Consider the following 26,090-nt stretch of genomic DNA (forward strand, 5'->3'; position numbering starts at 1 on the left):
TGCATAAGTGGAATTGATCATCATCCGTCACGCAGTCGCTGAAGACAAAGAAGAGTTCGCCAAAAAGGGCCAGGAAGATCACCTGCGCCCGCTGACCCTGAAGGGTCGTAAGCGCATGCAGAAGGTCTGCGTGAATTTGCGCGACTATGTGAAGGAAATCGACCTGATTGTTTCAAGTCCCCTGACTCGTGCACGCCAGACGGCTGAGATCATTTCGCAAATCTATTTCGAAACCAAAGTGGTCGAAGCACCCGAGCTGGTGCCGCACAGTCCTCCGCAGGCGTTCTTAAAATGGCTGCGGGTGCAAGGGCGCAACTACAAGCGCATCGCCATTGTCGGTCACGAGCCGCATTTGAGCGTGTTTGCCAGTTATATGCTGTCGATGAAGGCTGAAAGTTTTATTGATTTGAAGAAAAGCGGCATTATCGGTCTGGAGCTGGAATCTTTTTCGTCAGCCGAAGCGGGCCGAGCACAGCTTTTGTACTCGATCCCGCCCAAATTCCTGGCTGATTAAGGTGTGAACTTCAGGGACTTGAAGAACGCCTCGGAAGAATCTTCCGCGTCGTTGGAATCGTGCTGGATCGTGATTGCCACGATTTCAAAGTCACTGACGTTTCTTTCCGGGAAGGCTTTTTTCAGGTCTTCCATCAGATTGCGCTTATAGTTCTGAGCTTTGCCCAACATATCCTGGTTGTTCAGCAGAAGCTGTTTCGCTTCTGGCAAAGTCGCCACCACGATGTTTTTGTTCGAGTACCAGTTTTCGAACACGGAACCGGCCTGACGAACTTCACCGTTCACTTCGTCACCCCAGTAGTAACCGAACAAGATCACCTTGTCATTCTTAGGGTCCACCAAAGTGCGGTCGCCGTTGGATTTGCCATCACGGATCGTGAACCAAACCTGGAAGGCCGAGTCATCTTTGCCGGTTTTTCCTTTCACTGGGTCCGCGCCTTTAACGCCTTTGGTAACTGCCAGTTTCAGATCCATCGTCGAGAATTCCGCCGGAGAGAATCTGTACGCCATCGTCGTCAGACGGATGGAGTTGTTTTTACTTCTCATCGCAGCCCAGTCTTTTTCACCGTTGAATTCAGCAGTGATGTAACCGGAATCCTTGTTGTCATCCATGCCACCCGGAGTGCGGGATTCATAGTTGAACTGGTGATCCATGCGGAAGTGCACCATGTTCTGGTGGTGGTACTCGATGTTGATACCTTCAGGCATGTTGGACTTGGTCGCAGGGGACACCTTCACGCCAGCCATGACATCCGGAAGTTTTGCCACATCCAGAACCGCATACGGATCATAACGCAGCTGGGACTGTGGAAGTTTCGTTTTTACTTCATAGCTGTCTGCCGGATCCACGATCGCTGGCAAAGCCTGACGGTTCAGTTCGTAAGAATTTCCGTATGGCAGGAAGTCCACCAGATTTTCGTGACCCAGGTGCATAACCTTGGCAACGCCCGGTTTACCCAAAGAATAGTAAGCGCGGTTCTTGATCGGTGAGGCATTCGCCGCAGACAGGATCACGCGGGAGTTCCATTCCAAGTTGGCGTTGTCATCCGTGATGTTGGCTTCAGCCAGCGCCGTCACCAGACCTTTCATGAAGGCTTTTTGGTTGAAGCGGGAAGACAGGATACCAGCCAGGTGATCGGCTTTGATGGTGCCCATGTCCACAGCCTTCAGGCGCGCCGGGAACTTGGATGAAGACACTGTCACAACACCGTCGTTGTTTTCTTCGAATTGACCGATGATTTTTGTGGCTTTCATGAAGATGTGAGAATCTTCAGGGTCACTTTCAAAGGTCACAGAGAAGTAACGAGTTAGACCGATCAAAGATCTTTCGTTTTTTCTCCAGAAAGAATCCATCGCCGTCGGGGAAATGGACTTGGAAGCGGTTTTTTCAGTCTGGCAGATCTCCGGACCTTGGTTTTCAGACAATGCTGATACCAGGGCAAACGGAACGTCTGTCGTGTTCAGGATGCTGGAACCATGCAGTGGAGCCGCTACAGACACGAAACCTTTTACGTATGTGGATACGAAACTTGGGTTTTTAACAAAGGCGTGAAGTGTATCCACCGCACCTTTGGAATAGCCCAGGAACACATAGCGAGGAGCCTTGTGGCCACGCTGCGTGCGCATTTTATAGTCATCACGGATGTAGTTCATGATGATGTCAGCGTTCAGGTCGCTCGCACACGTGGATTCCACTGGCGGCTGGATCACACGCAGACCCAGATCATCCTGCAAAGCATTCAGACCCAAAGAGAAGATCTCTTTGTCAAAGATGCTGTTGTAGATGCCTGGAACGTAAACCAAAGTTACGTCTTCCAGTTTGGAGTTATAGATCTTTGTCAGCGGGGTTGGATAGATACGGTCTTCAAGGTCTGCTTCCTTGATAGCTTCTTTCAACAGTTGTTCCGCTGCACTTGCTTTAGTCGCTTGTTTCACGTCAGTCAATTTTGCGAAAGAGGAACGCAGGGATTCTTTTGTGGAAACCCAGTTTTTCGCAAACACCATGTCACGTGTTTCAGGCAGGAATGGTTTTTCCTGAACCACGATGGATTTTTCCAGCAGGTATGGCAGCTGGTACATTTTCATGACCGCGCGTTTTGCTGGCAGAACGAATTTCGCGATGTCGCTCATGATGCCGCCACCGGAAGTCAGGTCTGTGGTTTTCAGATCCAGGTTCGCGGTTTTGGTATCCTGAAGGATGCCGACTTTCGCTTTTACTTTTTCAATGCGTGGGTCGTTCATCAGGTTTTCAACAGAACCTGCAGTCAGGACAGCGTCAGTGACCGCACCGATGTCTTCCGGGCTGATCATAGTGTTGACGTCGAACTTGGAGATATCAAAGTTCATCGGGCTCATAGAGCTGGATCCTGGTTTTTGGAACGGATCAAACTTGAAGGCATCCATGAAGCTCTTGATTTCAGACACCAGGAAGTAAGGACGCGTGTCAGACACGAATCTGGTCAGGTGCTGGAAGATGCGTTTTTGGGAAAGGTCTTTGGCTTGAGTTTCAACACCACGGCGGGAGTTGATGTTGACCTCTTGCAGAGCTTCGCGGCCGGATTTTTCATGGCGTTGAGCTGTTGCGCCGAACAGGTCTTTGGCTTCCACACCGAAGAATGGAAGGATGTCTTTAGAGCGGATTTGGCCTGGGATCTGACGTTTGTTGGAAGCCACCAGACCGAAGCTGGAAGCCGCCGTCAAAGAACCGTGGGTGCGGTACATTTTAGTGAAACCACCCAAAGCAGACTTGATATAGTTGCCATCTTTCAAAGTCAGGATGAAATCCGGGAAATCGAAATTGCGCTCAGAAGCCGACTCAATCAGACGGAAGACAGAGTCAGGATATTTAGTCAAAGCCGTGATCTTCAAAACCTGATCCGCTTTCATGGCTTTAGGAGCCGCTTTCGTAGAATGATATTCCTTAGGAATATCCAAAGGATTCCCTTTTTCCGGATAGTAATAATACAACCCATTCTTCTTGTCATATTGGACCTTCGCCCCACCAGTGGAGGTTTCAACTGTCATCAATGTGTCAGAAGAGTTGTTGCGGTTGATGTAAACGGCCATGTCGAACCAAGCTTCTTTTTTGAACTCTTGGATCAGGTTAGGCATTTGTTTGCGGTCTTTAAGATAGACCGGACCCCAGGTGCCCAATGCCATCAAAGGCACAGCCACGTCTTTGGATTCTTTCAGTTGTTGAACGTTATTCAGGCCCGCACGTTTGATAACTTCAGCGATATCAACGCCATTCAGTTCCTGTTCTGGTGCGCCTTCCTGGAAGCGACCGATGTTTCCGTGATCGGAAACCAGCACGATTTCAACTTCGACACCTTTGTCTTTATAGTTTTTGATCAGGCGTTTGATTTCAGAATCAAGGATGCGCATGACGGGGAAAAGGCGATCTTTTTGCGTGTGCGCGGTGGAATCGATAGCGCCCACGTATCCAGTCATGACTGGTTTTGCTTTGGCGGAGGAAAGCTCATCGATAACGGTTTTGATTTCAAGTTTAGGAACTTCTTCGGTTGGGAAGTACATCAGGGCTTCAACGTAAGGGTTGAAGAAGGATTCAAATGCACCCATATAGTATTTAGGTGCCGCCAAACGACGGTAATAGTCGCGTGGATCACCCTGGATGGATTGAGAGGATTCATCAAAATACGTGGCTTCAACAGATTTGATACGGCCCGCAGCTCCGAAGATGTCGGAAGTGTGGGTCACTGTTGCCCAGGACAGATCGGTCATGGATGGGAATGGAGCGACGTGCGCGCCGAAGTTGCCGAAGTCTTTAAACAGACCCTGTTTTTGTGCGGCTACGAAGGCTGCATAACTTAAACCGTCAACACCTAGGATGATGGTTTGGGAGTTCTTTTGAACCGCGTCTTTTTTCAGGTAAGCCGTTACCGGCTTTCTAGGCTCAAGCGGAATATCAAAGGCATGGGCAGAGGCTGCTCCCAGTGTCAGGGAAGTGGCGATAAAGCTCATTGCCAGAACATTCTTATAAGACTTTGCGGACTTCATAGGAACCCCTTTAAAAAGTTGTCTCACTATGAATAAAGGCAAGAGCGATGCCAAAGGTCCTTCGCCATCTTAACCAGAACAGACTTAAAACCGAATCTGTATAAATCACTGTCTCACTCCGGGACCAGTGACATTTCACTCACCACACTGTCAGCTTTCTACCTCCTCTTCCCATGCTTTGGGGACCCTCGCCCCGGTCTATCCCCAGGACCAAATCACCGAATCAAATCCCGCCCGCCGCCAAAGGGGATCTTTCTTCATAATGGATTCCACCACCATCAGTCCCTGCTCAACGTTTCTTTCTATATACTTCCGCACAATTCCGAACCCTCGCCCCATAGAGGTTACGCGAGTGAAGGGGCGAAGGTCCCACATGCCTGCGGATTTGAAGATCATTTTGGAGATGGTTCCTGTCAGGGCGCTGATAAAGCTGACATAGGCTTTGCGATCAGGAACGCGGATTAATATATGGATGTGATTGCCGACGTTGGCAAAGCTGTAAAGTCTCACCTTGAAACGAAACACAAATCTTCGCGTGTATTTCAGAAGCATCTTTCTGTTCGCCGGATGTAAAAGGGACCTTCGCCCGAAGGCTTTATTGCTCTTAAGTACCAAGTGAATAGGTTCAAAGTTTGAAAGCGGACGCTGACTGCGTCTTTTGCCTTTGGAAAGTTCCCCTCCATAAGAGGTTCCATTGAAGTCATGTCTTAGATCGCCGCCGAAAGAAAAGTGTTTTGCCATGTGCAACTCCTTGATGGAGCGCCTTAGCTGCAAAGCGGGCGAGGGTCCCCAAATGGCTGTGGGAGGTGATGGAGGACCGAGTGAGGCGAGGGTCGGAAAGGAGGGAGGGCGGGGGCGGGGGCGGAAGCGGAAGAAAGTGCTAAAGCATGGACCAGATCAGGCCGTCGCGCAGGCCGACGTTGGGGATCAGGATCTTTTCAGCTTCGGCTTGGCGCATGATGGTTTGGACCAGCATGGCTGCCGGGACAATGACGTCGGCGCGGTCGGGGCGAAGGTGCAACTTTTCAATACGGTCTTTGACCTTCAGGGTGCGCAGGCGGTCGATGATTTCGGTAAGTTCAGCCAGAGTCAGGAAGGACTGTGGGGATTTTTTCAGCAGTTCGCCTTTGAGTTGGCCCAGGCATTCCAGATTGCCGCCGGTGCCGATGGCGAAATCCACCGGGTCGTGATCACAGTTCTTATAGATATGCTCACCCAGGGCGCCGATGAATTCTCCCATGATGATATTCAGGTGATTTTCATTCAGATTTCTTTTGGCCAGATTTTCCAGCACACGCACCGTGCCCATCGGGAACGACTTGGTTGCCAGCATCTTCGGCCCTTGTGAAAAGGTGACCTCGATGCTGCCTCCGCCGATATCAATCAGCATCGTTTTTTTGTTGTCCAGATCCAGCTCTTTGCGCACGGCCAGGTGAATCAGGCGGCCTTCTTCAGTGCCATCAATGACCTCGATTTTGATGCCCGAGGTTTTATAAATCAGATCCACGAATTCTTTCTGATTTTTGGCTTCACGACTGGCCGAGGTGGCCACGGCCCGGCACTTTGTCACACCCAAATCTCGATTGGTCAGGGCATAGCGCTGAAAGGTGGCTTTGGCGATTTCCAATGAAGCCGGCGTGATCAGCCCTTGCGTGAAAACATCGTGCCCCAGTCGAACAGCGGCGCGATACTTTTTCACGATATGCAGGTGCGGAGCTTGCTCTTGAACGTCAGCAATCATCATGCGAATGGCATTGGACCCGATATCGATGGCGGATATACGACGTGACACGTAAAGCTCCCTTTCCTTTGGCAACAGTATATAAAGATGGCAGCATGAGAGACATGAAAAAAATCGTTCTTGGCTCTTTATTTTCACTTTTTGCGTCCACGCAGGTTTTGGCTCTTTCTGAGATCGAACTGACCGGCGAGTTGGACGCTACAGCCTCTGTCTGGAATCTGCCAACGGGCGAGCGCGGGAATTCGGCCTTTCAGGTTCCGTCCCTGTTTTTGGGTGTTCATATCCCCTTGAAAGAGGACAATCTTTTGGTCGTGACGATGGAAGGTTCTGAACAAAAGGACATCAGTCCGAACCGTTTTGATGTCGGTGTTCGCGAGGCCTACTTGGATCTGGTCAGTATCTTTGAAGGTATGCATGCTTTGCGCGCCGGCTTGATCCCGCAAACCTGGCAAGAGGCTCAATACGAGAACTATCAGTACCGCTTCCTGGGTCAGACTGCCTGGTCCATGACGGAAAAGTGGAAGTACCTTTCTTATTCCGATCTGGGAGTGTCCTTCATGTCCCAGCTGCCACATGATTATGGCGAGTGGGCTTTGAACCTGACCAACGGCGAAGGGGCCCAGGAAAAAGAGGAAGGCCCGCACAAGGAAGCCACCGTTTTTGTCCGTTTCTTTAAGTGGTCCCCTTGGTCCTTGAGCTTGAGCTATGTCCGTGGAAGTTACGATCTTTATGGCGCCGACGTGGGCCTGAAAGAGCGGATCCAGGGGCTGTTGGCCTATGAAAAAGAGGACGAGTGGATGGTGGCTTTGGAATACCTTGGTACCAAGGATCCGGCCGATGCCCTTCGCGATTATGGCATGGCGGAAGGGGTGGACGTGACGGCGCTCAGCGGTCAGTCCGTTCGGGGCGAGGGTGCCAGTCTTTACGCCGTGGTGCATACAGGGCCCAAGGCAGAGATTTTGGTGCGTTATGATTATCTGAACCCTGTCGTTGGTGAGGACGGCAAGGATTTGCAGACCGCGATTCTTGCTTTGGGCTATCAAGTGACGGATGATATTAAGGCGGCCTTGGCGGTTGATCACACCAAATACGGTGAAGAATTCGCCCCCGGGGTTCGCGAGCGTTCCAAGCTGGAATTGGCCGCTCAAGTCCTGTTCTAGAGTGTGTTAAGTTTCTGTTAGAATCACTAGAGATGCCGTGTTAAGCGGTGTCTTTATTTCTTAAATCATTATAAATCAAGCCAAGCGCTAAAGGTGGATACCATGGAAAGAGCGATAGATATTCAACTGGAAGACCTGAAAAAAATGATTCTTCTGATGGGTGGCCATGTTGAAAAATCTCTGGCTCAGGTAACCGCGGCTTTGTTGTCCCGTGATGTGGATATGTTCAACGGTGTTCATGACATCGAAAAACTGATCAATGAAGACCACATCCGCGTGGACAACGCCTGCATGCACGTACTGGCAAAGCAGGGCCCGGTGGCCAAAGACCTGCGTTTGATCATTTCCGTTCTTAAGATCAACAACGATCTGGAGCGTATGGGTGATCAGACCGTGAATATCTCCTACTCCGGAAAGGACTATCTGGGGCGCAAACCCATCCAGCAGCAGCTGAACGACATTCAGAAAATGTCTGAAATCGCCGGCCGCATGGTGAAGGGCTCTTTGGACAGCTTCGTCCGTGGTGACGTTGAACAGGCCAAAAAGATCCTGTTGATGGATGACGAAATCGACGCTCTGAAAGGCAAGGTTTTTCAGGACGCGATGGCGCACATGAAAGCCCACTCGGATGACGTTGAAGCGGGCATGGATTTGATTTTAATTGCGAGAAACTTGGAGCGCCTGGGTGACCATGCGACCAACATCGCAGAGGACGTGATCTTTGCTGTAACCGGCAAGGATGTTCGACACGGAGGAAAGTTTGGCTGATAATTCAGTTCATGTGCTAGTGGTGGAAGATGAGCAGGAAATCCGGGAGCTGATGGCTCTGCACCTGCTTCGTCAAGGGTACCGAGTGACCGAATGTGCTTCCGCCGAAGAAGCCCTGAACGAATTGAATCGCCAGAACTATACTTTGTTCGTCCTTGATTGGATGCTGCCGGGTTTAAGCGGCGTCGATATCGTCGATAAAATCAAAGCCAAAAACACCGGTGCCTCGGTTCTGATGGTCACCGCGAAAACCGAACCTCAGGACATCGTTGCCGGCCTTGAAAAAGGGGCCGACGACTACATGACCAAACCGTTCAATCCTTCCGTTTTCATTGCCCGCATCAAGGCGCTTTTGCGCAGGTCTCAGGTGCAGACGGCGGCTCCGGCGGCAGCTGACGACGGTGAAGTTTCCCTGATGGGTTTGAAAATCAATTTCAAGTCTTACGAGATTTCCTATAACGGCGAACCTCTGCATTTGACTCCATCCGAGTTCAAGCTGCTGGGGGCCCTGGTGCAGAACCATGGCTGCGTTTTGACCCGCGAACAACTGATTGAAAACATTCAGGGCGAGGGTATTAACGTGGTTGGCCGCACTATCGACACCCACGTCTTCGGATTACGCAAGAAGTTAGGGGAGTGGGGAGACCGTATTGAGACTATCCGTGGCGTTGGATATCGGGTTAAAGTAGACATCGCATGAAGCGATTTATCCGATTCCCATGGCGAGTTTACTGGCGCTACTTCTCTTGGCAGGTAGTGGCCTTCAATGGTCTTTATCTGGCCATTATTTCTATGATCGATGTTCGCCACGGGGTTCGTCCGTTTGTCTATAACGAAGCCCTGCTGAATTTCTTTGTTTTCAGTATTCTGGTTTCGGCCATCACTTCCTATCGTTTTGCGAAACCCATTCACCGTGTGATTCTGAAAGCTTTGCGCATTTCCAGCAAACGCACCTTCGGCAGTCTGGTGAAAGAACAAGAGGACGATCTGGCGGATGATGAAACCGCTGATATTTCTGAACTGGAACTGGCGTTGGATCGCATTCATCGCAAGATGAAAAACCGCAAGGCCCGCTATCTGCAGTCGCAGGAAGAATCCCAAGCTTTCATGAGCGCCGTGGCCGAGGGCCTGGTGTCGGTCAGCCTTGATGAAAAGATTCTTTATTTTAACTCTCAATTTGCTGCGCAATTCCTGTCTTCAGACCTGCTGAATGGTCAGATTCTGCGGTTGAAGGACGCGATTCGTTCTTCCGATGTTTTGGAAGGCTTTGGCAAAACCATAAAGATTGGCAAGGTTCAGCGTTTTACCGTGAAGCTTCCGACCTTGATCGACAATCAACCTCGTTTCTTTGCAGTGTCGGTGAATCCGATCCGCAATGAAAAGACGCAAGAGATTTACGGCGTTGTGGGGATCTTCCATGACATCACCGAGATGAAACGTGCCGAACAGATCCGTATGGAATTTGTTGGCAACGCGTCTCACGAGCTGCGCACACCACTGACATCCATCAAGGGCTATGTTGACACCCTGAAAGAGGACGTGAAAACCGGTCAGATCCAGCAAGCTGGCAAGTTCCTGGACATCGTGTCTCGTAATATTGACCGTCTGATGGATCTGGTGAATGACATGCTTAGCATCAACACTCTGGAGGCTTCAAACTCCGAGCTGAAGCTTGAGATGATTCATCCCCTGGCCATTTCCGAGCATGTGGTTTCTGAGCTGGCCGTGATGGCGGCGGAAAAAAACATCACTATCCGTGTGAATGGCGATGTGCCACCGTTTTTGGCAGACGCCCGTAAAGTGGAGCAAGTTCTGCGCAATCTGGTGTCCAATGCCGTGAAATACATCCCGGCGGGTAAAACCATCCAGATCCGTTGGGAACGCGACATCAAAGAATACATTATTCTGCGTGTGATCGACGACGGGCAGGGTATTCCTGAGCAACACTTGGATCGTCTGTTTGAACGCTTCTATCGCATCGACAAGGGGCGCACCCGCGATGCCGGGGGCACGGGGCTGGGGCTGGCTATTGTGAAGCATATTATGCAAAGTCACGGTGGCACGGTCGCGGTGAAAAGTATTGTCGACCAGGGATCTGAATTTATTTGCTCTTTCCCGATCCGAAAGTAAAATTCGGGGGATGAACACCGATCATCCCTTTTATCGTCATTTTGAAAAAGTCTATGGCTCCCGCTGGGCAGGCCTCTTCGCCGCCCTGCAAACCCGCGAGCAGCAAGTTGCCCGGGTGAACGCATGGAGCCCCTCCGATAAAAGCACCAAATCCTGGTCTCAGTTCCCGGAAAAGCCCGAGCTTCCTGGTTGTCATTGGTTGACGCCGGCTCATGGTAGCCAGCCCGAGCGCAATTCTGATGAGCTGCTGGATATCTATATCATGGATCCAGCCAGCGTTATGGTGGCGAGGGCTTTGGATGTGCAGCCGGGTGATCGCCTTTTGGATATGTGTGCCGCTCCGGGTGGGAAAAGCCTGGTGATGATCGAGTCTTTCGGGGACGAGGGCGAGATCTTCTGCAATGATCTTTCACCGGAACGTCGCGAACGTTTGAAAAAGGTGATTCAGCAGTATGTGCCGCGCGAAGTGCGTAACCGCGTGTGGGTGACCGGTAAAGACGGCGTGCAGTTTGGTTTGAAAGAACCGGGCAGCTTTGACCGTGTTCTGCTGGATGCCCCTTGTTCTGGTGAACGCCATATTCTTGAAAATCAGGCAGCCCAGGATGAATGGAGCCCGCGTCGCACCGAGCATTTGGCGGCAAGGCAGTATTCATTGTTGGCGGCAGCCTTCCTGGCAGTGAAGGCCGGGGGGCGCATCGTTTATTCCACATGCTCTATCAGTCCGGCGGAAAATGACGACGTGGTTCGCAAACTTTTGAAAAAGAAGAAATCAGCGGTGAAATTACTGGAAGCACCATTGGGTGTGGGCGGGGAACGAACCGAAATGGGCGTGGCTTACATGCCGGATCAGTGCGGTTTTGGCCCTTTGTATTTTGCCGTGATCGAAAAGGTCGAAGAATAAAAAAAGCGAACTTTTCAGTTCGCTTTGTGGATGACTAGTTGTCGTCTTTTTGACGGAATTTATGCTTGCGGTATTCTTCCAAAGTCAAAAAGCCGTAGGTTTTCTTGCGATAGATTTCAATCGCCTCCGCTTCAATGTCTGTCAGCACGTCTTCCATGAATTCCAGTGGAATGGTGCCGGTTTTCATCAATTGCAGCGTGTACAGATGCACGACCTTGCGGATAAAGTCCGGCGTCTTTTCGCGCATGTTTTGGGTTTCTTGAAGCTGTGTTTCTACGATTTTTAGCAGCATATCTGTGTTCATACCCTTCAAATATCGGTTTTCCTTCTTCGAACCTGAGCATCACCCATAGAAATTTGGTCCAAAGGATGAGAGACTTGGACCAATGAAGGCCCTGACTCAGCAAGAACTCCAGCATTTTGTCTCTTACTTTGCTCCAATTTTGGACGGCGCCCAGTTGCAGGACGTGCTTGCCAATGACCGAGGTCTGGCTTTGGGTTTTCACCTGCGCGGGACCATGTATTGGATGATACTGGACCTTGTGCCAAACACGCCGATGCTGCTGCTTTTCGAGGATCAGTGTCCGTTTAAAAAAGGCCCGAAAACCAAGCCGGTCAGTCTTTTCCTGAACTCCCACGGGCGCAATTTGTATGTCACTTCCATGACGGTGCAAGAGGCCTTCGGCCGCGTGGTCAGCCTGCAACTGAAGAATGCCTCGATGGACTGCGAACTTGAAATTCGCCTGATCCCGAAACAGTGCAATCTGATCGTTAAAGCGCACGGCAAACAAGTGGCCTGGGATCGCCCGTTGGATTTGTCACAGGCACCGGTCGTGGAAAATCCGCCCGAGCCCCGTGATCTGACCGCCATCCACGAAGAATGGCTGGCAGAACAATCCGGTGGCAAAAAGCCAACGAATCTGGATCCCGTTGCCCAATGGGAAAAGCAGAAACAAAAGGATCTGGAAAAAAAGCGCAAAGCTTTAAGTGAAATCCAAAAGCAGATCGAAAGTGATCGCGAGCTTTTGTGGTACGAAGCCGGTCAGTATTTGAAAACCCACGGGACACTGGATGTGCCCGAGGATCTGCAATCTTGTGTGGATCGCAAGCAGTCTTTAAGCTGGAACATCGAGCACTGTTTTTCCAAGGCCAAACAAATGGTCGGGAAAAAAGAAGGTGCTCGCGAACGTTTGGATGAGCTTGTGATTGAAATCCAGAAGCTCGAGGCCACGCGCTATTCAGAAAAACAAAGCAAGCCCGCTTTGGTGGATCTGATGAAAAAAGCCGATGCCCGGGGACGCAAACTGCATCTGGATTCAGGTGCTTTGGCCTATTGCGGGAAGTCGGGTGCAGACAATCTGGCACTGCTTCGTCAGGCCAAAGCGTGGGATTACTGGCTGCATCTGAAGGACTATCCGGGGGCGCATGCTATCATCCATCGCCAGCGCGATCAGGAAATTACCACAGCCGAAGTGCAGGAGGTTGCCGCCTGGGTGGCCCGCGAATCCCTGTCGTCTAAATCCCTGATGGTGGGGCAGAAAGTGGCGGTGGTGATCGTCGAATGCCGCTTCGTTCGTCCGATCAAGGGCGATAAATTGGGACGCGTCACCTATCACTCGGAAAAATCGTTCCATCTGACCCTGAATTAAACTCTTACGCCGCGACGCTTCGGAAAAAGTAAGCAGGTACCTTTTGGGGTGTTTTCGGTCTAACATTTTCCTCTAGATTACAGAGGAGATTGCATCGTGATTGAAGTCAAAGATCTCACCAAAGATTATGGTCCCCGACGGGCCATCGACAAACTGAACTTCTCCATTTCCAAGGGTGATGTTGTGGGCTTTTTGGGTCCCAACGGAGCTGGTAAATCCACGACAATGAAAATCATCACAGGCTTCATGGCTCCAAGTCATGGCAATGCCTCTGTCGCGGGATTTGATGTTTTTGAAAATCCTTTGGAAGTCAAAAAACGCATCGGTTATCTGCCCGAGATTCCGCCGGTCTATGCTGACATGTTCGTGCGCGATTATCTGCGCTATGTTGCGGCCCTGAAGCAAGTGCCTAAAGAAAAGATCGAAACGTGTGTCAACAACGCCATTGAAAAAACCAATCTGGGCGATGTGCAAAAACGTCTGATCCATCATCTGTCCAAGGGCTTCAAGCAGCGCGTGGGCATTGCGCAGGCGATTGTGTCTGATCCGGAAGTTCTGATTCTGGATGAACCGACCGTGGGTCTGGATCCCAAACAAGTGGCCGAGATCCGTGAATTGATCAAAGCCCTGAAAGGCCAGCACACCATCATCCTTTCGACCCACATCCTGCCGGAAGTGGAAGCGACTTGCGAAAAAGTGATCATCATCAATAAAGGCAAGATCGTGGCGGAAGACAGCATTCAAAACCTGGCGGCCTTGGATAAAGGCCAGGTGCGCCTGCACGTGCGCCTGCGCAAGGACGTGGAAGACATGAAGAAGGTTCTTTCCTGCGTCGGTGCCGTAACCGGCGTTCAATTGGGTGCTTCCCGCAAGGAATGGAACATTGATCTTAAGGGCGGCGAAGAGGCCGTTGAAAACGTATCGTCCCAACTGGTGACCGGCGGTTACGGTTTGCTGGAACTGAGCCCGGCCAAACGTGATCTGGAAGATGTCTTCCTGAAACTCACATATGGTCAGCAGGATCGTGGAGGTGAAGCATGAATCCAACAATGGTGATCTTTAAGAAAGAACTTAAAGGCTTTTATTTTAACTCGACGTTCTGGGTGATCTGCTTCCTGATGAGCCTGGTGTTCAGCTGGGTGTATCCAATTCAATTGAATTTGTTTTCGCAGCTTTTGATGAACTACGTGATGCAACAAGGGGTTCCCCAGAACCAGTTGAACATTCATTACGGGGTTTTCCTGCGTCAGCTGTCGTACCTGAATCTGCTTTTGATTTTTGTGGTTCCGGCTTTGACGATGAAACTGTTTGCGGAAGAAAAGAAGCTGCGCACATTTGATCTGCTTCTGACTTCACCAGTGACATCCCTGCAGATCGTGATGGGTAAGTACCTGGCGGCCTTGGGTGCCGTGGGTGGTCTGGTGATGCTGGCATTGTTGTACCCGGTGGCGACCTCCACTTTGGCGACCGTGAACTGGGGCCCGCTGATTGTGGCCTTCCTGGGGATCTTCCTGGTGGGAGCGGTGTATGCAGCGATGAATCTGTTTGCGTCTTCACTGACTGAAAACAGCATCGTGGCCTATGTGGCGTCGGTGATTTTCAACGTGTCCATCTGGTTTGTCGGTATCGGCACGGAAGTGATGGACAGCGAAGCGGCTCGCAAGGTCTTTGAGCATGTTTCCCTGAGCAGTCATCTTTCCAGTCTGGTGGAAGGCACTGTGCGCTCGAATGCGCTGGTGTTTTTCTTCAGTATTATTGTCCTGTTCTGTTTCCTGGCAGAGCGTGTTGTTGAATCCTCACGTTGGAGATAAGTCATGAGTAAATTGAGCAAAATTTCTTTCCTGTTCGCTGGGTTTTCTTTGGTCGCCATGTCCATCACTCGTTACCTTTTGGGTGACTGGGTTCCGTTCTGCTGGCTGGCTTTGGGCCTGGCGGTGGTGTTTGTTCTGGTCGGGCTTATCAAGGACCGTGCATTCTTTAAAGAGTTCTTCACCATGAAGACGACCAAAGAAGGCATGAGCATGGGGATGCTGATCCTTTTGTTGCTGGCAGTGCTGGGGGCGGTGAACTATATCGGCGCCCGTCATACCAAGACCTGGGATTTTTCTTCCGCACGAGTGAACACTTTGTCTGAACAGTCTATCCAGCTGGTGAAAAATCTGGATTCAGATCTGAAAGTTTATTTCTTCTATAAAAAAGGCGTGGAAGGCAACGAAGAAAACCGTCGTCTGTTCCGCGAGCTGATCAAAAAGTACCAGGATCACAGCAGCAAAGTGCAGCTGGATTTCGTGGAAGTGAATGAACGTCCGGATCTGGCGCAAGAGTACGGCATCGACAAGGGCAGTGGGGTGGTGTTCCTGGATTACAAAGGCCGCCGCAACCGTATCGAAAAAATCGACGAGCAGGATTTCACTAGTGCTTTGGTGAAAGTGACGCGTGAAAAGAACAAGACAGTTTACTTCACCGTAGGGCACGGTGAAAAAGCCCTGAGCGAAAACAAAGAAGGTCTGGGACTGGGTTCTTTGAAGTCGTTGCTTGAAAACAACCGTTACACCGTAAAAGAACTTTCCCTGATCCAAAATGCCAAGATTCCTGACGATGCGGATGTGATCGTGGTGGCGGGCCCGGTTCAGGGCTTCCAGGCTTTTGAGATTGAGGCTTTGGAAGGTTACCTGAAAAACGGCGGCAGTCTGTTCCTAGCGATAGAGTCCCAGAATACGGCGGGTCTTGAAAAGCTGGTTGCCAAGATGGGTGTGCAGTTTGAAAACAACTACATCCTGAATCAGGTTGAAACCGTCATGGGTAAAGGCATCAATCAGGGGCCGACCATGGGTGTGATCTTCTCGATGAACAACAAGATCACAAAACCTTTCGGCCGTTCAGAAGTGACTTTGTTCCGTTATCCGCAGTCTTTGAAAAAAGTGGACATCGTCAAAGGCGTGGTCGTGGATGAGCTGGTTTCCACCGCTCCGAACGCGATGGCGTTTCCGTCCATGCAGATCCGCGGCGAAGGGCCTGAGAACACTTACGCGCTAGTGGATGAAGTCAGCGGTAAATGGGCTGGTGATGAAAATGCCAAGGACTTTGCCGCGATCATCGCCGGGGATGTGGATTTCCTGACGAACCAAATGCTGTATCAGAACCTGAACCGTGATCTAGTGCTGAATTCCATTGCCGCCCTGGCCAAAGAGGAAAACCTGATCAGCATCACGCCGAAAGAGCCTTTGGCGACACAAATGATCATGACAGAAACCAAGTTTGGTCTTTTCTTGTTTGCTTTCATCATCCCACTTCCTATTCTTTTGTTGGGCACCAGCATCGGTCTGTGGCTTAGAAGGAGAAATGCGTAATGAAACTTAAAGGGCGTTCAATTCTTGTCATCTGTCTGCTGGTTTTTGGTGGTTATGCGGTTTACGACTTCTTCCACGAAAAAAAGATGGAAGAAAAGCGTTCCATGGACGCGCGCCTGATGACCGTGAACTTTGAACAAGTGGACTGGGTTCAGGTCGAAAAAGGGGATCAGAAGATCACCCTGAAACGCACCGTGGATGGCTGGAATATGGAAGAGCCCTTGAAGGATCTGGCCGACAACACCGCAGTGGATGACTTTGTCAAAGGTGCATTCCCAGAGCGTGTCATTGAAACAGCCGCTGAAGGTGACAGCATCAACTGGGCGGTCTATGGGTTGGATAAACCCGCGGGCAAAGTGACTTTCAAGACGACAGCCGGTGCTCAAAACGTTTTTGAGATTTCTGAAAAGCGCAATTTTGAAGACAACGTGTTTGCCCGCCGTGATGGTGAAAACAAGGTTCTGGTCGTGAACTCGATCTGGCAAAGTCGTGTCAGCAAAGGTGTTATGGATTTCCGCGAACGCCGTTTCCTGCGCCATAAAATTGCCAGTGTGGATGAAATTCGTCTGAAAAACCAGATGGGATCTTTGGAGATCCGCCGCGTGGAAGGCCAGTGGGTGGCCCCAGCCCAGAAGGATCTGAAACTGGATCAGAACAAGGTGCGTGAATTCCTGACGGCCATGGCGGATGCAAAAGCCTCTGCAATCGTGGAAGGCAAGTTGCCAGCTCTTAAGAATTTGTTTGTGATGGATTTGAAGATCGCCGACAAAAAATGGAAGGCTGAAGTGGGGCAGGCTCAGGATTTGGGTATTTTTGCCAAAGTTTCAGAACCTGCTCAATCCATGAAGATGGAGCCGGGTGCCCTGGATCGTTTTATCAAAGTCACTTTGGCTGACTTGCGTGAAGTGTCCGAGCAGAAGCAACCTAAAAAAAGTGAAGCAGAAGAATCGCAGGCCATGATGGCCGAGCAGAAAGAAAAGTAATGCAGAAGATTGTAGTTAAATCTCCGACACGTGTGGATTTGGCTGGGGGCACATTGGATTTGTGGCCCCTTTATTTGTTTATCAATGGAGCTTCCACCGTCAATGTGGCTATTGATATCTACACTGTTGCGGAACTGACTCCGCATGATGATTCCACCATTGTACTGGAATCCGCAGATTTGAAATTGCGCAAGGCCTACAGCAACCTGCAAGAGGCCTTGGCGGATGCGGATCCTCAGATGATTCTGCTGCAAACCCAGCTGCGTTACTGGATGCCGCAAAAAGGTTTCACTTTAAAGACGTCTTCGCAAAGCCCGGTGGGCGGGGGATTGGGCGGAAGCTCCAGTCTGACAATCAGCCTTATGAAAGCTTTTGCGCAGTTCTGTGGAAAGCCATTCAAAGATGTGCACAACATGGTTCATGTAGCCCACAATATCGAGGCTGAGATTTTGAACACTCCAACAGGGACCCAGGATTATTATCCGGCGGCTTCCGGTGGGATCAATGTCCTGCACTATAGCTATGACGGCATCGAACAAAAGGTTCTGCCAGTGTCACACACGCCGCTGGCTGAAAAGTTCATGCTGGTCTATACCGGTAAGGCCCATCATTCCGGTCTTAACAACTTTGAGGTGATGAAGGATTCCGTTATCAAGGATGCGCGAACATTACAGGCCCTGCGTGATCTCAAAGGTATTGCTATTGAGACCGAGCATGCCATCCGCGCCGGCAACTGGAAAGACCTGGGAGGGTTGTTTAAACGCGAATTTGAAGCCCGTGTCCGCTTGGCCCCGGAATTTTCAAGTCCTGAGATCTACAAGCTTGCGGAAGTCTCTTTGCAGAATGGGGCAGAGGCTGTTAAAATTTGTGGAGCTGGGGGCGGTGGCTGTGTGCTGGTTTGGTGTCCTCCGGATAAACGTGAGGGAGTAGCCAACGCATGCCAAAAAGCCGGCTTCCAGGTGATGGACGCAAAACCCGTCGATCCCCTGTAAAGAAAAAGACGACGAAGAAGACCGCAGTTAAAAAAACTGCGGCTTCGGCGACGCATGCCGGAGATGTTCATCGTTTCATCGGTCTGTCCCTGGGGGGCGGTAAAACCGACAAGGCCTGTCTGGCCGTTCTGGAATACTATCCCAAACATAAAAAAATCTTTCTGTCGCGCTTGGTGGAAAAAATCAAGAGCGACGAAGTTCATTCCGCTGATTTCAAAATTCAGGAAGTCATCCGTCAGTATCACAACGAAATTGATCTGATTGCGTTTGATGTGCCATTCAATTTGCCGGTGTGTCTGCAATCGGATGATTGCTGCACCAGTATCGAGGATTGTAAAAAGCCCCACGTTAAATGGATGTGGGATTACACCCGCAAATTGCACAAGAAGAAAAAACCGCGCAAGCTTTTCACTCCGTATACTCAGCGCTGTGTGGAGATGTATGTGTCTTCCGAACTGGAAGAACCTTTCATTCTTCAGCACGCGATGGGGGCGAACACCGCACCCTTGTTGGCGCGGGCGATGTACTTGAAGCGCGGGTTGAAAGCCAAATGCATCGAGGTCTTTCCGAAGCTTTCTGTATGGCGACTGGGGCGGTCCTTGAACGTGATGAAAAGTCACCTGCGCTTTCATAAGCACGCCATCGGAGGGGATGAAAGTCGGCGCGAGATACTGCACGCCTTAAGCGCTCATAATGTCGCGTTCGTCTATGATCAGGACGTAAAACTGATGATTGAAAACAATCACGCCTTCGAAGCCTTTATATGTGCTTTGACGGCCTTCCTAAGTTTCAAGGGCGGCACCGAGCCTCGCCCAGATGGGTTTCCTTCCAACGAAGACTGGATTGAATTCCCACGTCTGAATGCGCGTTGGGACGGATTCTAATCGGCCCTGCCTAGGTGTGGGGCTACCCTCAGTCAGTAATTTCGCGACACGCCATCCGGGCTCTGCCGTGGCCCGCGCTTTCGCGCGGGTGCGCGCCGTCGTGGCGCCCACGGAGGTCGCTGCATTTCTGCCTGTGTGTAGCCCCGCACCTAGGCAGGGCCTCAGTTTGCGTTAGTGAACTAAGATTAGGGTTCTTAAGTTTGTTGCGTGGCAACTTTTGCTTTGTGCTAGCGCAGAGTGAGAGGGCTTGAGCAAATGGGGGGGCAGCTATTAAATAGAGTTTCCACCTTTAAGGGGGCTTTCGATGGCTGATTTTCCTTATTTGCATGGGTTCACCAAAGAAGAACAAGATCGTTTGCGCAAACAGGCGCGCTTCGGTGAACACACGGTTTATCAAAATATCAATCTATCCAACGTGAAAGATCTGCTGGAAGTCGGCTGCGGGGTTGGCGCGCAAAGTGAAATTATTTTGCGGCGTTTTCCAGACTTGAAGCTGACGGGCATTGATCGCAGCACGAAACAGCTTTCTGCCGCTAAACACCGTTTAAGTCATCTGCCCTTTGCCGAGCAGCGCTTTGATCTGAAGGAAATGGACGCCACGGCGATGGATTTTTCCTCGAATTCTTTCGACGGCGCTTTCTTGTGCTGGATCCTGGAACATGTGCCGGATCCGATCCGGGTATTGTCAGAAGTGCGCCGGGTGCTTCGTCCGGGCTCTGTGGTCTATGCCACTGAAGTGATGAACGCTTCGTTCTTCCTGGATCCGTATTCACCGAATGTCTGGAAGTACTGGATGGCGTTCAATGAATATCAGCTGAAGCAAAAGGGTGATCCGTTTGTCGGGGCGAAGCTTGGGAATTTCTTTATGCAGCTGGGATATCATGACATTCACACCGAAATCAAAACCTGGTTCCTGGACAATCGTTATCCGCAAGCGCGCAAAGACTGCATTGAATACTGGAGTGAGCTGTTACTAAGCGCCAGCGATCAGCTGGTGGAAGCTAAATGCATTTCCCAGGAAGTGGTTGACGGGGTGAAGGAAGAAATGGCCCGGGTTGCAAGTGATCCGAATGCCGTGTTCTTTTATTCCTTCGTTCAGGCACGAGCTCGGACCTAGTTGTCATTCGAAGCAGGCCCGGGGGGCCTGCTTTTACAGTTCTTCTTTTTTCAGCCAGCCTTTTTTATAGATCCACCAGGTGATGCCGACAACGACCATCACCATAAACGTTAAGGTGGCGTAGTAGCCGTTCGGCTCTTTCAGTTCGGGCATATTTTCAAAGTTCATCCCGTAAACTCCGGCGATGAAATTCAAAGGCAAGAAGAACAAGGAAAGCACGGTCAAAACCCGCATCACTTCATTGGTGCGGAAAGACGCTTCATTGGTTTTTTGTGACATCAAGGACAGATGCAGATTCAAAAGACCAGTGATTTCTTCATAGATATCATCGGCATAAAAGGCCACTTTATCCAAAGGTTCACGCACCTGCTGCACGTCTTTCAGGGGAATGTTTTCGTGATGATGAATTTTGTTAAAGACATCTGCGGTGAATTTGAAAATCTTGCGATAAGACGCGGCTTTTCGTTTGATGTGATAACCTTCACGCAGGATCGTGCGGCGTTTAAGTGCAAACACGCGCTCTTCAATCACATCGGTTTTGGAATCCAGCACATCCAGGGGCGCATCAAAACTTTTCACCGTCTGCACACACAGGGATTTCACCAGGGTATACAGCGGAATCTGTTCAAAAGCGACTTTGTCTTTTTTGATGGAAATGCATTCCAGCGGTGCGCGGTGAATTGTCAGCAAAAAGTCCTGACCGACAAAGAAGATGACCTTGGTGGTCAGTTCCTGCATGGTGCCGGCTTTGGGTTTTGCCTGCGCATCATGGTGGCGCAGAATGAAAAAGCATACTTTTTCAAAGAACGTGCACATCGGCAAATGTTCGGGATCAAGACACGTCGTCAAGGCCTGCAGGGGAATGGGAAATTCCTCGGCCAGCTGACGCAGATCCTCCTGCGAAGGAGCTTCACAATCGACCCACTTATAGTCTTGCCATTGATGTTCGAATCGTTTCATGATTCCAGTATGACAAAGTTTTCGGGGCTTCGCCGTTTCTTTTTCGGATGCATCGCGACGATGCTGCTGACGGGGTGTCAGTCATTTTTCTATTATCCGATGAAAGAAAAGCTCTTTGATCCGGCACGCATTAAATTAAACCCAGAAGATGTGTATTTGACCACGTCCACGGGTGAAAAAGTGCACGGTTGGTACTTTGCCTCTGCACAAGCCGACAACAAAGGCACGATGCTGTTTTTTCATGGCAACGCCGAAAATCTGACATCGCATTTTCTGATGTTTCAATGGCTGCCTTCGCAAGGGTACAATTATTTTATCTTTGATTATCCTGGCTATGGTCAGTCGGGGGGCTATCCGACCCCGGAAAACACGGTGGCGGCGGGGGTTGCGGCTGCCGAGTGGCTGCATCAGAAAAAGGATTCTCGTCCCTTGATAATTTATGGTCACAGTCTGGGCGGGATCATTGCGCTTAAAACCGCTGAAGAAATCAAAGGACGTATTCCGTTGCGAAATGTGGTGATTGAAGCCAGCTTTGATTCTTATCAGGGTATGGCCAAAGGGGTGATGAACCGTCATTGGTTCACGTGGGTGTTGCAACCGCTGTCTTCTCTGGTGGTCAGTGACGAATACGCTCCGCAGTCGCTGGCGTCGCTGTCACCCATTCCATTGCTGTTCATCACCGGGACGGCGGATAAAGCGGTCGAGCCGCGATTTACCGAAAACATGTATCAGAATGCCGCCGAACCCAAAGAGCTTTGGCTGATCCCGGACGGACGTCACGGAAATCTGTATGAAATCCGCAATGGCGAGCTGCGGGACCGCTTCTTGTCATACCTATCTAAAACTTTGACAGTCCGACAGTAGGAAGTCCGCTTTAATTGCAGCTCCCGAAAGCACGGTTCCTGCAATGTTCCGGGCAGGATGAAGACTTTGTTGCGCGCCCTCATCATTTTTAGCTCCATAACACTGCTGGCTGCCTGTGCTCCGGACACCCGTGATCAGGGTTCTGAGGTTGTGACGACCTATGAACCAGCTCAGCCGAATGTGATGGATGAAGACGGTTACAAAGTCGTGCGTGGTTCCACCCGCGTGCAGGACATGAGTGTTAACTTTGACCAAGCCACCAAGGGCATGACCCTGAAGGGTAAAATCGAATTCCTTCCCGTGCGCGCAAAATCCGTTCAGACAGTAGATCTGGATCTTGCCGGGATTCTGGATCCTTACGGATTCATCGCGCTAAAAACCTATAAAGCCAAAACCCAGGACAATCAGGATCTGAAAGTGGCGGCCAAAGCCACGTGTTTGAGTGTCGACGGCGGATGCCGTTCGTCTTTCATTGATATCTACGTTTATTATCAGGGCATCGTTTATCATCACCAGGTGGAGTCCCTTCAGGATGACGTCAGTCCAACGACAGAAGAACCAATTCCGGGTGAAGAAGAGCTGCCAGCAGACGAAGAATCTGAAATCGAGGGCGGCCACGATGAAGTCGAGGGCGAGCCAGGTCGTTACGTCGGTGATATCGCCGATGACATCGAAAAAATTCTGGAAGTAAAAAAGCCGGAAGCTCCGAAGTCCGAAGAGGCTCCAAAAACGGAAGAGCCTAAAAAAGAAGAACCGAAAAAAGAGGAACCAAAACAGGACGCTCCGAAAAAGGAGGAGCCAAAGAAGGATCCTCCAAAGGCTGATCCACCCAAGAAGGAAGATCCAAAAAAAGATCCTCCCAAAAAGGACGAGCCCAAGAAAGAAGAACCACCTAAGCGTGAAGAGCCTAAAAAGGATCCGCCTAAAACCGGTCAACCACGCGTGCCTGAGTCGGCTCCGGCGGTGAACAAGGTCAGTCAGGCTATCGGGCCGGTGAATGCGGGCCGTTTGCAGAATGCGGCGAACATGCTGACTTACGAGCAGGCGCATGCTCCGACGGGTTATGAGATCATTCGTCCGAAAAGAAAAACTCATTTTGCGACCAATGAACTGGCTTATATCATTGTGAAAATGGGTCTTTTGACCAAAAAAGAAATTCCGGGTTATGAACTGTCCGTGGGCGATCTGTCCCGCGAGGCGGGTGGTAAGCTGGGCTCCCACAAGTCCCATCAAAATGGTTTGGATGCGGACGTGGCCTTCTTCTTTAGCAATAAGTCCTTCCAAGGGTACTTCGCGTCCGCAGTGGCGGTGAACAAACCCCACGCCAACTGGATGCTGGAGCCTCAATGGAAACTGTTTAAAGAGGTCGTGGGCACCCAGCTTATTGACCGTATCTTTATTCACGGTACTTTGAAGCAAGCTCTGTGCAGCCACGCCATTGCCAATGGCGAGTTGACGAAGGGTGACAACTCAAGCCTTGCCGCTCAGACGCTGCGCCGCCTGATTCCGGAAAAGGACCACCACAATCACTTCCACCTGCGTGTGAAGTGTTCCAAAGCTCAGGTTCGTTGTCGTCAGATGGCAGAGCCAGTCAATACCACCGGCTGTTTCTAATCTCAATTGCGGCAGCCGTGGGGCTGTGTCAGAATAAGCCCATGGCTGATTGGCGTGATCGTAGTGAGATGAATGGTGATGTGGTTTTTTTCCGTTACGTGTCCGAGGGCATGGAGAAAAGTCACGAGGAAGTTTTTCTGTGGGATCTGGATAAGACTTATCTGGACACCACGATTGATTCCCTGTCTGGTCTGATGACCACGATCCTTGAGCGCGCCCTGAACAAGAAAAACATTCCGGGCACCAACACGCTTTTGCAATCCCTGTCTGAATACCGCAAGCAGCAAAAAGGTTACATGTACTTTCCGATCTATTTCATCACGGCTTCACCGCCGCAGATGGAAGAACGTATCTCGGAAAAGTTTTCTTTGGACAACATCCGTCCCTTTGGTTGTTTCTATAAAGACAATCTGGCGAACTTGCGTCCAGGCCGTTTCTGGCGTCTGACGAAACAGGTCGGTTACAAGCTGCAGGCGCTGATGCAGCTGCGCACGCGTCTGGGCGAAAATGTGCGCCAGATCTGCTGGGGCGATGACAGTGAAACTGATGCCATCATCTATAATCTTTATTCTGATATTTGTTCACGCCGACTGGGCACCAATGACATTCGCACGACGCTGGAAAAGCTGAATGTCACCGGTGAACAGGTGAATACAATTTTGGAACTGCAGGCGCAAATTCCTGAAAATGATCCGGTGGCAAAGATCTATATCAATCTGGCCACCGACACCGATCCGGACTATTACCTGAAATTCGGCCGGCGCACTTTGGCCACTTACAATACTTTCCAGGTCGCGCTGGACATGTATCAGGATGGCCGTTTGAATCAGGATGGCATCTATGCCGTGATTCAGGACATGGTTTACAACTATGGTTTTACTCCGGAAGAGCTGATGAAGAGCTTTGATGAATTCATTCGCCGCGGGGTTTTGGGTGAACGCGCTTACAATGAAGTCCGTCCGTTCTTCATCGAAAAAGGTCTGCTGCACTCTTCGTATCAGCCAAGTGTGGCACCACTAAAAGAAAAACTGGTGGATGAAGGGCGCGTGTACGAGATGGAAGGGGTGCATGAACCCTGGATCCCGGACCGCATTGATTACCTGCACGATTATCGTTAGGCCTTCAGAACGAAGGCCCTTTCATTATTCAAAACGCAGTGGGAAGACGGTGGTGATCGGATCACCGCCAAAGACTTTGAATTCCACGCGGCGGACAGCTTCCAGAAGACATTTTTTGAATTGAGCATCGCTCAGACTGCTGCTGGCAATGTCGGCCTGGCTGACTTTGCCGGTGCGTTCAATGGTGAAGCTGATTGACGCTTGCCCCACCACGCCCGGAGTTCTTTGCAGCAGTTGCGTGTAGCATTTAAAGAATGAACTGCGGTGGGTTTTCAGCGTGTCCTGAATGAATTCTGACGTCAGGCCTTCCACCGGTTTTTGATTCGTCACCGGGGTTTCCGCGGGCGCAAGTTCCGGCAGGGTTTCCGTCGGCGCTTGTTTTTTATAGTTCATTTCATAGTCAGTCGCTGTCCAGCGCACACCGTCTTTTGAAATATAAACGCTGCCTTCGCGGCCATAGTTTTCAACCTGCAGATCGCCGCGTTTGATGATCAGAACAATGCGCTCGTTTTCTTCATCCAGGGTGATCAAAGAATTTTCCGGCACACGAATGCGGTAAGAGGAATCAAATTCCATGGTGGCATCGCCATCAACACTGGTTTCAACGGAATCCAGCGCAAACAAAGTTGCCTTGCGGGTCAGGGTTTCTTTGTTGGTCATGTTGTTGCGAAGAACAAAGACTTTACCCAGATTCAATTCCAGTCGCGCCAAAGGACGGGCACCGGGTTTGGTTTTTTCAGTCTGAGTTGAGATGAAGAGAGAAAGGGCGACGCTTAATACGCCTACGATAATCAGAGATGGAATCAGCCAGTTGTTCTTCGCCATAGGAGAACTATAGCGAAGAACCTGTCAGGAAGGCACTAAAATTACTTCTGTGCAGGAGCTGCAGTCGCAGCCGGGGCAGCAGGAGAAGCAGCTGGAGTTGCTGCCGGAGCAGTCTCTGCAGCAGGAACAGCCGCAGCCGCGCCAGCATCTGTCGTACCTTCAGTCGGGAAGTGCTCTTGTGCCGGAGCTGTTGGCAACGGAAGGCTGTCTACGACGGATTTGGTTTTGGAAGAAGTCAAAGTCGCCAAAGCCAGGCAAGTCACCGCGAAGATGATTGCTGCCCATACTGTCATTTTACCAGCCAAAGATTGAGCGCCAGTTGCACCCAACAAAGAGTTGGAACCGGAAGATCCACCCATGCCCAGAGCGCCATCAGATTTGGAATCTTGGATCAAAACCAAGATGATCAAAACAAGGGCTACGATGATATGCAATACGCCGATAAATGTACTCATTTTATGTAATCTCCCAAAGACCCCCAAATATATGGATAATGGCGGTTTT

General features: G+C 50.5%; 24 protein-coding genes. 17 read left to right on the forward strand and 7 right to left on the reverse strand.

The window, feature by feature from the left end; genetic code table 11:
* Nucleotides 1–7 precede the first annotated feature (7 nt).
* Nucleotides 8–514: a SixA phosphatase family protein gene (locus BDT_RS04745; protein WP_015090126.1), complete on the forward strand. Its 507-nt coding sequence runs from the start codon at nt 8–10 to the stop codon at nt 512–514.
* Here BDT_RS04745 and BDT_RS04750 read toward each other — a convergent pair.
* The 3 genes from BDT_RS04750 to BDT_RS04760 form a co-directional block, all read right to left on the reverse strand.
* Complete coding sequence (locus tag BDT_RS04750; protein ID WP_015090127.1) at nt 511–4,530, reverse strand: alkaline phosphatase family protein; 4,020 nt, start codon at nt 4,528–4,530, stop codon at nt 511–513. The two genes, BDT_RS04745 and BDT_RS04750, sit on opposite strands and share 4 nt — an antisense overlap.
* 198 nt (nt 4,531–4,728) lie before the next feature.
* Nucleotides 4,729–5,271, reverse strand: coding sequence for a transposase (locus tag BDT_RS04755; RefSeq protein WP_015090128.1), 543 nt, complete (start codon nt 5,269–5,271; stop codon nt 4,729–4,731).
* Between the two features lie 139 nt (nt 5,272–5,410).
* On the reverse strand, nt 5,411–6,322 hold the full coding sequence (locus BDT_RS04760; RefSeq protein WP_015090129.1) for a Ppx/GppA phosphatase family protein: 912 nt from the start codon (nt 6,320–6,322) through the stop codon (nt 5,411–5,413).
* 44 nt (nt 6,323–6,366) lie between these two features.
* Between BDT_RS04760 and BDT_RS04765 the strand changes: the two genes are divergently transcribed.
* From BDT_RS04765 to BDT_RS04785, 5 genes are all read left to right on the forward strand, one after another.
* Nucleotides 6,367–7,431, forward strand: coding sequence for a hypothetical protein (locus tag BDT_RS04765; protein WP_041577037.1), 1,065 nt, complete (start codon nt 6,367–6,369; stop codon nt 7,429–7,431).
* 102 nt (nt 7,432–7,533) lie between these two features.
* Nucleotides 7,534–8,199, forward strand: a complete 666-nt coding sequence (gene phoU / locus BDT_RS04770; protein WP_015090131.1) for a phosphate signaling complex protein PhoU — start codon at nt 7,534–7,536, stop codon at nt 8,197–8,199.
* Nucleotides 8,192–8,899, forward strand: coding sequence for a response regulator transcription factor (locus BDT_RS04775; protein ID WP_235046265.1), 708 nt, complete (start codon nt 8,192–8,194; stop codon nt 8,897–8,899). The genes phoU and BDT_RS04775 overlap by 8 nt, the downstream gene beginning before the upstream one ends.
* On the forward strand, nt 8,896–10,329 hold the full coding sequence (locus BDT_RS04780) for a sensor histidine kinase (RefSeq protein ID WP_051026267.1): 1,434 nt from the start codon (nt 8,896–8,898) through the stop codon (nt 10,327–10,329). Before BDT_RS04775 ends, BDT_RS04780 begins: the two co-directional genes overlap by 4 nt.
* A 10-nt stretch (nt 10,330–10,339) precedes the next feature.
* Nucleotides 10,340–11,230, forward strand: a complete 891-nt coding sequence (locus tag BDT_RS04785) for an RsmB/NOP family class I SAM-dependent RNA methyltransferase (RefSeq protein ID WP_015090134.1) — start codon at nt 10,340–10,342, stop codon at nt 11,228–11,230.
* Between the two features lie 34 nt (nt 11,231–11,264).
* Here the strand turns inward: BDT_RS04785 and BDT_RS04790 are convergent, their stop codons facing one another.
* A complete protein-coding gene (locus tag BDT_RS04790; RefSeq protein ID WP_235046266.1) occupies nt 11,265–11,534 on the reverse strand; it encodes a DNA-dependent DNA polymerase in 270 nt (89 codons plus the stop codon).
* Nucleotides 11,535–11,616: 82 nt separating this feature from the next.
* Between BDT_RS04790 and BDT_RS04795 the strand changes: the two genes are divergently transcribed.
* The 8 genes from BDT_RS04795 (at nt 11,617) to BDT_RS04830 (ending at nt 20,205) form a co-directional block, all read left to right on the forward strand.
* The gene (locus tag BDT_RS04795) at nt 11,617–12,879 is read left to right on the forward strand and encodes a DUF814 domain-containing protein (protein ID WP_015090136.1); all 1,263 of its coding nucleotides are present in this window, start codon (nt 11,617–11,619) and stop codon (nt 12,877–12,879) included.
* A gap of 96 nt (nt 12,880–12,975) precedes the next feature.
* A complete protein-coding gene (locus tag BDT_RS04800; protein ID WP_015090137.1) occupies nt 12,976–13,920 on the forward strand; it encodes an ABC transporter ATP-binding protein in 945 nt (314 codons plus the stop codon).
* Nucleotides 13,917–14,690, forward strand: a complete 774-nt coding sequence (locus BDT_RS04805) for an ABC transporter permease (protein ID WP_041577044.1) — start codon at nt 13,917–13,919, stop codon at nt 14,688–14,690. The genes BDT_RS04800 and BDT_RS04805 overlap by 4 nt, the downstream gene beginning before the upstream one ends.
* Before the next feature lie 3 nt (nt 14,691–14,693).
* Entirely contained in the window at nt 14,694–16,229 is a 1,536-nt protein-coding gene (locus BDT_RS04810) for a GldG family protein (RefSeq protein WP_015090139.1), read from the forward strand.
* Nucleotides 16,229–17,212, forward strand: a complete 984-nt coding sequence (locus tag BDT_RS04815; RefSeq protein ID WP_015090140.1) for a DUF4340 domain-containing protein — start codon at nt 16,229–16,231, stop codon at nt 17,210–17,212. Before BDT_RS04810 ends, BDT_RS04815 begins: the two co-directional genes overlap by 1 nt.
* Nucleotides 17,212–18,204 carry a GHMP family kinase ATP-binding protein gene (locus BDT_RS04820; protein ID WP_015090141.1) on the forward strand — a complete coding sequence of 331 codons (993 nt, stop codon included), beginning with the start codon at nt 17,212–17,214 and terminating at the stop codon, nt 18,202–18,204. Before BDT_RS04815 ends, BDT_RS04820 begins: the two co-directional genes overlap by 1 nt.
* A complete protein-coding gene (locus tag BDT_RS04825; protein ID WP_041577046.1) occupies nt 18,150–19,088 on the forward strand; it encodes a DUF429 domain-containing protein in 939 nt (312 codons plus the stop codon). Before BDT_RS04820 ends, BDT_RS04825 begins: the two co-directional genes overlap by 55 nt.
* A 304-nt stretch (nt 19,089–19,392) precedes the next feature.
* On the forward strand, nt 19,393–20,205 hold the full coding sequence (locus BDT_RS04830; RefSeq protein ID WP_015090143.1) for a class I SAM-dependent methyltransferase: 813 nt from the start codon (nt 19,393–19,395) through the stop codon (nt 20,203–20,205).
* 33 nt (nt 20,206–20,238) lie between these two features.
* Here BDT_RS04830 and BDT_RS04835 read toward each other — a convergent pair whose 3' ends face one another.
* The gene (locus BDT_RS04835; protein WP_015090144.1) at nt 20,239–21,165 is read right to left on the reverse strand and encodes a magnesium transporter CorA family protein; all 927 of its coding nucleotides are present in this window, start codon (nt 21,163–21,165) and stop codon (nt 20,239–20,241) included.
* A gap of 9 nt (nt 21,166–21,174) precedes the next feature.
* Between BDT_RS04835 and BDT_RS04840 the strand changes: the two genes are divergently transcribed.
* The 3 genes from BDT_RS04840 to BDT_RS04850 are packed head-to-tail and all read left to right on the forward strand — an operon-like array spanning nt 21,175 to nt 24,761.
* Nucleotides 21,175–22,029 carry an alpha/beta hydrolase gene (locus BDT_RS04840; protein ID WP_041578251.1) on the forward strand — a complete coding sequence of 285 codons (855 nt, stop codon included), beginning with the start codon at nt 21,175–21,177 and terminating at the stop codon, nt 22,027–22,029.
* Between the two features lie 57 nt (nt 22,030–22,086).
* The gene (locus BDT_RS04845) at nt 22,087–23,643 is read left to right on the forward strand and encodes a penicillin-insensitive murein endopeptidase (RefSeq protein ID WP_015090146.1); all 1,557 of its coding nucleotides are present in this window, start codon (nt 22,087–22,089) and stop codon (nt 23,641–23,643) included.
* 41 nt (nt 23,644–23,684) lie between these two features.
* Complete coding sequence (locus tag BDT_RS04850) at nt 23,685–24,761, forward strand: phosphatase domain-containing protein (protein ID WP_041577048.1); 1,077 nt, start codon at nt 23,685–23,687, stop codon at nt 24,759–24,761.
* Between the two features lie 24 nt (nt 24,762–24,785).
* Here BDT_RS04850 and BDT_RS04855 read toward each other — a convergent pair whose 3' ends face one another.
* Together BDT_RS04855 and secG are read right to left on the reverse strand one after the other, a co-directional pair.
* Nucleotides 24,786–25,586, reverse strand: a complete 801-nt coding sequence (locus BDT_RS04855; RefSeq protein WP_015090148.1) for an AgmX/PglI C-terminal domain-containing protein — start codon at nt 25,584–25,586, stop codon at nt 24,786–24,788.
* A 41-nt stretch (nt 25,587–25,627) separates the two neighbouring features.
* Complete coding sequence (gene secG, locus BDT_RS04860; protein ID WP_015090149.1) at nt 25,628–26,041, reverse strand: preprotein translocase subunit SecG; 414 nt, start codon at nt 26,039–26,041, stop codon at nt 25,628–25,630.
* Nucleotides 26,042–26,090: the final 49 nt, after the last annotated feature.

This window comes from Bdellovibrio bacteriovorus str. Tiberius (genome assembly GCF_000317895.1).
Lineage (GTDB): Bacteria > Bdellovibrionota > Bdellovibrionia > Bdellovibrionales > Bdellovibrionaceae > Bdellovibrio > Bdellovibrio bacteriovorus_F.